Source organism: uncultured Methylobacterium sp. (assembly GCF_964242245.1).
Lineage (GTDB): Bacteria > Pseudomonadota > Alphaproteobacteria > Rhizobiales > Beijerinckiaceae > Methylobacterium.
Window position 1 is genome coordinate 1 of sequence record NZ_CAXTBY010000145.1, and the last position, 7916, is coordinate 7916.

The 7916-nt window shown below is 70.7% G+C and carries 11 protein-coding genes; 9 read left to right on the forward strand and 2 right to left on the reverse strand.

Annotated elements, in window-relative coordinates:
- Window positions 1-38: 38 nt before the first annotated feature.
- Window positions 39-515 (reverse strand): 30S ribosomal protein S6, encoded by a 477-nt coding sequence (gene rpsF / locus ACFE8Y_RS19615; RefSeq protein ID WP_375466052.1) that lies wholly within the window; start codon window positions 513-515, stop codon window positions 39-41.
- A gap of 490 nt (window positions 516-1005) precedes the next feature.
- Between rpsF and ACFE8Y_RS19620 the strand changes: the two genes are divergently transcribed.
- From ACFE8Y_RS19620 to ACFE8Y_RS19655, 8 genes are all read left to right on the forward strand, one after another.
- Window positions 1006-1305, forward strand: coding sequence for a hypothetical protein (locus ACFE8Y_RS19620; protein WP_375466053.1), 300 nt, complete (start codon window positions 1006-1008; stop codon window positions 1303-1305).
- Between the two features lie 124 nt (window positions 1306-1429).
- Complete coding sequence (locus ACFE8Y_RS19625; protein WP_375466054.1) at window positions 1430-2176, forward strand: pyridoxine 5'-phosphate synthase; 747 nt, start codon at window positions 1430-1432, stop codon at window positions 2174-2176.
- On the forward strand, window positions 2173-2628 hold the full coding sequence (gene acpS, locus ACFE8Y_RS19630; RefSeq protein ID WP_375466055.1) for a holo-ACP synthase: 456 nt from the start codon (window positions 2173-2175) through the stop codon (window positions 2626-2628). The genes ACFE8Y_RS19625 and acpS overlap by 4 nt, the downstream gene beginning before the upstream one ends.
- Window positions 2629-2715: 87 nt before the next feature.
- On the forward strand, window positions 2716-3513 hold the full coding sequence (gene lepB / locus ACFE8Y_RS19635) for a signal peptidase I (RefSeq protein WP_375466056.1): 798 nt from the start codon (window positions 2716-2718) through the stop codon (window positions 3511-3513).
- Between the two features lie 8 nt (window positions 3514-3521).
- Complete coding sequence (rnc, locus tag ACFE8Y_RS19640) at window positions 3522-4331, forward strand: ribonuclease III (RefSeq protein WP_375466057.1); 810 nt, start codon at window positions 3522-3524, stop codon at window positions 4329-4331.
- Window positions 4328-5329, forward strand: coding sequence for a GTPase Era (gene era / locus ACFE8Y_RS19645; RefSeq protein ID WP_375466058.1), 1002 nt, complete (start codon window positions 4328-4330; stop codon window positions 5327-5329). The genes rnc and era overlap by 4 nt, the downstream gene beginning before the upstream one ends.
- 128 nt (window positions 5330-5457) lie before the next feature.
- Window positions 5458-6378, forward strand: a complete 921-nt coding sequence (locus tag ACFE8Y_RS19650; protein WP_375466059.1) for a class I SAM-dependent methyltransferase — start codon at window positions 5458-5460, stop codon at window positions 6376-6378.
- Between the two features lie 175 nt (window positions 6379-6553).
- Complete coding sequence (locus ACFE8Y_RS19655; RefSeq protein ID WP_375466060.1) at window positions 6554-7297, forward strand: pseudouridine synthase; 744 nt, start codon at window positions 6554-6556, stop codon at window positions 7295-7297.
- Between the two features lie 29 nt (window positions 7298-7326).
- Here the strand turns inward: ACFE8Y_RS19655 and ACFE8Y_RS19660 are convergent, their stop codons facing one another.
- Window positions 7327-7584, reverse strand: a complete 258-nt coding sequence (locus tag ACFE8Y_RS19660) for a hypothetical protein (RefSeq protein ID WP_375466061.1) — start codon at window positions 7582-7584, stop codon at window positions 7327-7329.
- 228 nt (window positions 7585-7812) lie between these two features.
- Between ACFE8Y_RS19660 and ACFE8Y_RS19665 the strand changes: the two genes are divergently transcribed.
- Window positions 7813-7916, forward strand: a 104-nt coding sequence (locus tag ACFE8Y_RS19665; protein WP_375466062.1) for a 30S ribosomal protein S2, incomplete at its 3' end; no start/stop codon positions are given.

Here is a 7916-nt window from a genome sequence, read left to right on the forward strand (position 1 = left end):
CCACCGCCGGCACCACCACTTGCACCGAAAGCCATGGCTCAGTTCTCCCCGCCGAAGCTGCGCTCGGGCCGGTCGCCGCCGCGATCCCCGCGGTCGCCCCGATCCGCACGGTCGCCGCCGAAGCCGCCACCGCCGCCGAAGCCGTCGTCGTCGCGACGACGCCCGCGCTCGCGGTCCTTGCGGTCGTCGCGGTCGCGCTTCTGCATCATCGCCGACGGCTCGGCTTCGAGCGTCTCCACACGGATGGTCATGAAGCGCAGCACGTCCTCCGAGATCTGCATCTGGCGCTCCATCTCGGCGAGAGCCGCCGGGGGGGCGTCGATGTTGAGCAGGGTGAAGTGCGCCTTGCGGTTCTTCTTGATGCGGTAGGCGAGGGACTTGACGCCCCACATCTCGATCTTCTCGAAACGTCCGCCGTTCTGTTCGACGACGCCCTTGTAGGTCTCGATCATCGTCTCGACCTGCTGGGACGTCACGTCCTGGCGCGCCAGGAATACGTGCTCGTAGAGAGGCATCTTCGGGCCCTTCAGCGTGAATGGGGCCCGGGACGTGCGTGTGCGCAAGGACGTGCCGGGCCGGTTCGCTCGCATGTCGCCCGGCGCCAAGCCCTTCGAGCCGTTGTGGGGCCCGAGCGGTTGATCGAAGGCGGAGACACGGGACGACGGATTTTTCGCAGACGTCGCGGACGACGTTGCGGGAACCCTGCGCCGAGAACGGCACCGTCCGTTCAGCCCCCAGCCGGAGCGAACGCGAGGGGGGCGAGTATTCCTTTTTCGGCTCTTCCGCAAGCCCGGCCTGCATGAGGAGCGGGCACGCGCGGCGCGTCGGCAACCCGCCGAAGGAACCGAACGGGCGCGGCGTCCCGGGACCGACCCCGACCGTATTCGTTTCCCCTCGGGCAGGCACTGCCGAGTCATGCCGCCGATGAAGACGGGACTCTTTTTGTCGAACCATTCGGCCCCTGTCTCGTTCTCCCACCACATCCCACAGCAGGAAGGATATTCCATGCGTAAGACCCTTATCGCTACCACCGCCCTCATGTTTGCCCTGTCGGGCGCCGCCTTCGCGCAGTCCACGACGGCTGCGCCTGCCACGACGGGTACGCCCGGCTCGGCCACCGGCAACATGAACAATCCCGGCAGCGTGAAGAGCAATTCCGAGAAGATGGAAGGCGGCGCGATGAACCGCGGCGACATGCCGGCCACCACCGGCACCGCGACGGGCGGGACCGGCTCCATGGGCACCCGCGACAGCGGCAACACGGGTACGATGCCGAGCACGTCGGGCGCCGCCCCGGCGCGCTGAGCGCCGCGCACCCCGAGACCGAGGAAGGCCGGGCCGCGCGCCCGGCCTTTTTTCGTGGCCGGATCGGGGTGGCGTGCCCTACCTCACCGGTCTTGGCCCACACGAGTTAGGAGACGATCGGCGGATGTCGGCACTCCCCTTGCGCCTCGGCGTCAACATCGATCACGTCGCCACCGTCCGCAACGCCCGCGGCGGGGCCTATCCCGATCCGGTGCGCGCTGCGCTGCTGGCGGTGGAGGCCGGCGCCGACGGGATCACGGCGCACCTGCGCGAGGACCGGCGCCATATCCGCGATGCCGACATGGCGGCGCTCGCCCAACGGCTCACGGTCCCGCTGAACTTCGAGATGGCGGCGACCGACGAGATGGTCGCGCTGGCCCTCGCCCTGAAGCCGCATGCGGCCTGCCTCGTGCCGGAGAAGCGCGAGGAGCGCACCACCGAGGGCGGCCTCGACCTCGTCGGCGGCCGCGACCACCTCAAGCCCCGCATCACGGCCCTGCGCCGAGCCGGCATCCGGGTGTCGCTGTTCGTCGAGCCGGAGCCTGCGGTGATGGAGGCGGCGCACGCGCTCGGCGCTCCCGTGGTCGAACTGCACACCGGCAGCTACTGCGAGGCGGTTTTGGCGGGGGACGAAGCGGCCGTCGCGCATGAGCTGTCCCGCATCGTCCGCGCCGCCGGGCACGGCGCCGGCCTCGGACTCGAGATCCATGCCGGGCACGGACTCACCCTCGACAGCGTCGGCGCCGTCGCGAAGATCCACGAGATCCGCGAGTTGAACATCGGCCACGCGCTCATCGCCGACGCGATCTTCTCGGGGCTGCCCCAGGCGGTCCGCGACATGCGCAGCGCGATGGACAGCGCGCGCACATGATCCTCGGCATCGGCTCCGACCTCTGCGACATCCGCCGGATCGAGCGCTCCTTGGAGCGGTTCGGCGAACGCTTCACGCACCGGGTGTTCACGGAAGGCGAGCGGGCGAAATGCGACCGGCGCGCGGCGCGCGGAGCCTCCTACGCCCGGCGCTTCGCCGCCAAGGAGGCCTGCGCCAAGGCGCTCGGCACGGGCCTCAGCCTCGGCGTATTCTGGCGCGACATGGAGGTGGTGAACCTCCCCGGCGGCCAGCCGACGCTGAGGCTGACCGGCGGCGCGCTGGAGCGGCTCTCCGCGATGGTCCCGGCCGGCCACGCGGCCCGCATCCACGTCACGCTCACCGACGACCCGCCGATGGCGCAGGCCTTCGTGATCGTCGAGGCCGTGCCGGACGGTCAACCGCGCGATCAAGGTTCCGGCCGGCGCGTTGCGGGGGAACCCGGCTTGGTCTAGACCGCCGCGACGCAACGGACACGTCAGGGGCGCGGCGGGCCGGCGCCCGCGCGGACCGTCGGCATCCTGTCCAGGACGGATTTGCAGATGGAACGCGCACGCTTGGATCACGACGGCAAGCCCGAGGTCCGGACCCAGCCGGGGACCTGGGCCAGCATCCGCGAGACCATCAAGGTCGGCATCCAGGCCCTGCTGATCGCGCTGGTGGTGCGCACGCTCCTGTTCCAGCCGTTCAACATCCCGTCCGGCTCGCTGGTCCCGACGCTGCTGATCGGCGACTACCTGTTCGTCTCGAAGTACTCGTTCGGCTACTCGAAATACTCCCTGCCGTTGAGCGAGTACCTCCCGATGAAGGCCGAAGGGCGCATCTGGGCGGCCGAGCCCAAGCGCGGCGACATCGCGGTGTTCAAGCTGCCAAAGGACAACGCCACCGACTACATCAAGCGGGTGATCGGCCTGCCCGGCGACAAGATCCAGATGATCGACGGCGTGCTCAACATCAACGGCAAGCCGGTCAAGCGCGAGCGCATCGCCGACTACGAGACGATCGACCCCTACGGGCAGGCGACCAAGGTGCCGCAATACGACGAGACGCTGCCCAACGGCGTCGTCCACCACACGATCGAGCGCGACGGCGACAACGGCTTCTGGGACAAGACCGAGCTCTACACGGTGCCCGCCGGGCACTTCTTCATGATGGGCGACAACCGCGACAACTCCACCGACTCGCGCGATCTGGCCAACGTCGGCTACGTGCCGTTCGAGAACTTCGTCGGCCGCGCCGAGATGATCTTCTTCTCGATTGACGAGGGCACGCCCGCGTGGCAGCTCTGGAACTGGCCGGCCCACGTGCGTTGGGGCCGCCTGTTCTCGACGATCCACTGACCTCCGCCTTGGCCGACGACGCGCGCCCCTCCGCCCGCGCGCGGCGGAAAGCCCGGTCGCGGCCCGACCTCTCAGTGCTGGAGGCCCGGATCGGCCACAGCTTCGCCGACCCGACGCTGCTCGCCCGTGCGCTGACCCACGCCAGCAAGGCCGCGGGCCGGACCGGCAGCTACCAGCGTCTCGAATTCCTCGGCGACCGGGTGCTCGGGCTCGCCATCGCCGACCGGCTCTACGCCGCCTACCCGGACGCCGACGAGGGCGACCTGTCGCGCCGGCTCGCCGGGCTCGTGCGCCGCGAGACCTGCGCCGCGGTCGCCGCCGCCTGGGACGTCGGCCCGCACCTCGTCCTCGGCCAGGGCGAGGTGATGGGCGGCGGCCGGAAGAACCAGACCATCCTCGCCGACGTGTGCGAAGCGATCCTCGGCGCCGTCTACCTCGATGCCGGACACGCGGCGGCCCTGGCGATCGTCGCGGCCGCGTTCCGCCCGGCCGAGCCGACCGCGGCGCCGCGCGGGCGCGACGCCAAGTCCGCGCTCCAGGAATGGGCGATGGGCCGCGGCTTGGCCGTTCCGGTCTACGAGGTGGTCGAGCGCTCAGGGCCGGACCACGCCCCGCATTTCCGCATCGCCGCCCGCGTCGCGGGCATCGAGGCGGGCCTCGGCGCGGGGCCGTCGAAGCGGCTGGCCGAGCAGGAGGCCGCCCGCGCCGTGATGGCGCGCGAGGGCTTGGCCTATGAAGGCTTGGTCTCCGAAGGCGTGGCATACGAGGACCCGGGCGTCGGCCCGGCCCAGGACGAGACGGTCGAGGACCGGACATGAGCGCAATGGCCCAGGACGAGCCGGACGAGGCGCCGGAGAACGATCCGGAAGACGGGCCCGAGCCCGCGCGCCCGGCCCCGAGCCTGCTGCCGGGCACGCCGGCCGACGCGAAGGCCGGCTTCGTCGCGCTGATCGGCGTGCCGAACGCCGGCAAGTCGACGCTCCTGAACAGCCTCGTCGGCACCAAGGTCTCGATCGTATCGCGAAAAGTGCAGACGACGCGGGCGCTGGTGCGCGGCATCCTGATCGAGGGCTCGGCGCAGGTGGTGCTGGTCGACACCCCCGGCATCTTCCAGCCCAAGCGCCGGCTCGACCGGGCGATGGTCCATTCCGCCTGGAGCGGGGCGGCCGACGCCGACGCGGTCTGCCTGCTTGTCGACGCCCGCAAGGGGATCGACGCGGAGCTGGAGACGATCCTCGCCCGGCTCCCGGACGTGCGCCGCCACAAGATCCTGATCCTCAACAAGATCGACCTGATTCTTCGCGAGAAGTTGCTGGTGCTGGCCGAGGCCTTGAACAAGCGGATTCTATTCGCCGACACCTTCATGATCTCGGCCCTGAACGGCGACGGCATCGGGACCCTGAAGCAGGCGCTCGCCAAGCTGATGCCGTCCGGCCCGTGGCTCTACCCGGAGGATCAGATCTCGGACGCGCCGATCCGCATGCTCGCCTCGGAAATCACCCGCGAAAAGCTCTACGACCGGCTGCACGAGGAGCTGCCCTACCGCTCCACCGTCGAGACCGACCAGTGGCAGGTGCGCAAGGACGGCTCGGTGCGGATCGAGCAGACCATCTTCGTCGAGCGCGAGAGCCAGCGCGCGATCGTTCTGGGCCAGGGCGGCCAGACCATCAAGGCGATCGGGCAGGCGGCCCGCCGCGAGATCGCCGAGGTGGCAGAGACGAACGTCCACCTCTTCCTGCACGTGAAGGTGCGCGAGAACTGGGCGGACGACCCCGCCCGCTATCGCGAGATGGGACTCGAATTCCCGCGCGGCTGACGGCTCGCGGCCCTCGATGACGTCCATCAAGGGCAGGGAACCTCTCCCGTTCGGGTGAGGACGATAAGGCGGCGCGATGGTGCTCCACGCGACGCGTCCGATGCGCAGCTTCGAAACCCTTCGAGACCATGCCCGATACGCCGTTCCACGATGCCGTCTACGGCCTGCCGCCGACAGGGCTCGCCGAAGCGCCCGAGGGCGCCGTTCAGGTGTCGCCGCTGATCCCCGGCTCCGCGCGGATCGAGGATTGCGAGGCGGGACGCCTCGCGCGGATCGACATGCTGGCACCCGCCGGCACCGTCGAGCGGCGCTTCGCCCTCGCCCAGGCTCTGAGGGCCCTGCGGCCGGGCGGCGCGTTCTTCGTGCTGGCTCCCAAGGATCGCGGCGGGTCGCGGCTTGGACGCGAACTGAAGGAGCTCGGCTGCACGGTCTCCGAGGAGGCCAAGCGTCATCATCGCCTCTGCCGCGTCACGCGGCCCGACGGCGCCCTGCCGCTGGAGGATGCGATCGCGGCCGGGGCACCGCGCCACGTCGACAACCTCGCCCTGTGCACGCAGCCCGGCATCTTCTCGTGGGACCGGCTCGATCCCGGCAGCGCCCTGCTGCTCGCGACGCTGCCGGCGCTGAAGGGCGCGGGCGCCGATCTCGGCTGCGGCCTCGGCATCCTGGCGCGGGCGGTGCTGGCCTCGCCCGCCGTGACCGCGCTCGCCCTGATCGACGTCGACCGCCGCGCCGTCGAGATGGCCCGGCGCAACGTCGGCGACCCGCGCGCCGCAATCCGCTGGGCCGACATCCGCACGCCCGACCCGGACCTTGCGCGCCTCGACTTCGTCGTGACGAACCCGCCCTTCCACGACGGCGGCGCCGAGGATCAGGCGCTCGGCCAAGTCTTCATCCGCCGCGCCGCCGACGCCCTGCGCCCCGGCGGCAGCCTGTGGCTGACCGCCAACGCGCACCTGCCCTACGAGCGCGTGCTGGCCGAGGCGTTCAAGGCGGTGGCGGTGAAGGCCTCGGCCCACGGCTACAAGGTGTTCGAGGCGCGCAAGTGACATCCCGCGTCACCGCAAGAGGTCCGGCCGGCACGACGCAGCGCCCTCTCAGAGGGGAAGAGAGTCGGGGTGAGGGGCGTGACCTCTCCGGACGACGCACGCCCCTCATCCTGTCCTTCTCCCCCTGGGAGAAGGGACCCGCGCGCGATCCGGGCCCTCCCGCGACCCGATACCCATGAGCGCGAAGGCACCCACCGCCCGGCTCGACAAGCTGCTGGCCAACCTCGGCTACGGCTCCCGCCGCGAGATCGCGGGACTGGCACGCGCGGGTGCCATCGTGCTCGACGGGGCGGCCCTCGTCGATGCCGGCCGGCGCATCGCGGTCACGCCGGACCTGCCCGCGCGGATGACCGTCGACGGCGAAGCTCTCGATCCGCCCCCTCACCTGACGCTCATGCTGCACAAGCCGCTCGGCGTCACCTGCTCGCACAAGGAGGCCGGCCCCCTGGTCTACGGCCTGCTGCCCGTCCGCTGGCGCCGCCGCGACCCGGCGCTCTCCACGGTCGGGCGCCTCGACAAGGAGACCTCGGGCCTCCTGCTGCTCACCGACGACGGCGCCCTGCTGCACCGGATCATCGCGCCCAGGGCCAACGTGGCCAAGCGCTACCGGGTGTCGCTCGATCGCCCGCTCAACGGGAACGAGGGCGCGATCCTCGCCTCCGGAACGCTCGTGCTGGAGGACGACGACAGGCCGCTCCTGCCGGTCGGCTTCTCGGTCGAGGACGCGACGCATGCCACGGTGACGCTCCACGAGGGCCGCTATCATCAGGTCCGCCGCATGTTCGCGGCGCTCGGCAACCACGTCACGGCGCTCCACCGCGACCGCGTCGGCGGCCTGGACCTGCCGGGGGACCTGGAGGCGGGGGCGTATCGGGTGATGGGTGAGGACGACGTGGCGAAGGTCTTCGCGGCCGGCTGACCCGGCACGCCCGCGGCGGTGCTTGGCCCTCAGTGCAAGGTTCGCGCGAGAGGCACCACCGCGCCGATGATCGCCAGCGTCTGGAAACCGATCAGCCCGGCAACCCAGCGCACGATCTCCGCCCGGGTTTCCGCCAATTCGGCGCGGAGATCGGCCGTCGTGACCACGTCACCCTGTAGCGCCTCCGCCATCGCGTCGGCCAGCCCTTCCGCCTGTTCGGGCGAAAGCTTGGCCTTCTCGCGCAAGGCCCGCGCGAACTTCAGCGTGTCGAAGGCGACCGTCGTCATGACGAGCAGTATCGCTCGCGACGTTCACGCGGGGCAAGATGGCCGTCCGGGGCCAAGCTCGGCCACGGTCGATCCTTGCTTCCCACGCCTCACTCTGCTATCGCGCCGCCCATTCCACACGCGGAGCCGGCCCCATGCCTGAATGGGGCGTTTCCGGTGATCGGCCGGGTCTTCGGCCCTTCGCTACCTCCGCGGCGGCATCAACCGGAAAACGAAAGACCACCGATCATGGCCGTCGATTTCTCCATGCGCCAGCTCCTCGAGGCCGGCGCCCATTTCGGGCACCAGTCGCACCGCTGGAACCCGAAGATGCAGCCCTACATCTTCGGCAC

What these genes read in the sequence shown, in the direction of transcription:
- rpsF (WP_375466052.1), bottom strand. Translation starts at nt 515, where the DNA reads ATGCCTCTCTACGAGCACGTATTCCTGGCGCGCCAGGACGTGACGTCC.
- ACFE8Y_RS19620 (WP_375466053.1), top strand. Translation starts at nt 1,006, where the DNA reads ATGCGTAAGACCCTTATCGCTACCACCGCCCTCATGTTTGCCCTGTCG.
- ACFE8Y_RS19625 (WP_375466054.1), top strand. Translation starts at nt 1,430, where the DNA reads ATGTCGGCACTCCCCTTGCGCCTCGGCGTCAACATCGATCACGTCGCC.
- acpS (WP_375466055.1), top strand. Translation starts at nt 2,173, where the DNA reads ATGATCCTCGGCATCGGCTCCGACCTCTGCGACATCCGCCGGATCGAG.
- lepB (WP_375466056.1), top strand. Translation starts at nt 2,716, where the DNA reads ATGGAACGCGCACGCTTGGATCACGACGGCAAGCCCGAGGTCCGGACC.
- era (WP_375466058.1), top strand. Translation starts at nt 4,328, where the DNA reads ATGAGCGCAATGGCCCAGGACGAGCCGGACGAGGCGCCGGAGAACGAT.
- ACFE8Y_RS19650 (WP_375466059.1), top strand. Translation starts at nt 5,458, where the DNA reads ATGCCCGATACGCCGTTCCACGATGCCGTCTACGGCCTGCCGCCGACA.
- ACFE8Y_RS19655 (WP_375466060.1), top strand. Translation starts at nt 6,554, where the DNA reads ATGAGCGCGAAGGCACCCACCGCCCGGCTCGACAAGCTGCTGGCCAAC.
- ACFE8Y_RS19660 (WP_375466061.1), bottom strand. Translation starts at nt 7,584, where the DNA reads ATGACGACGGTCGCCTTCGACACGCTGAAGTTCGCGCGGGCCTTGCGC.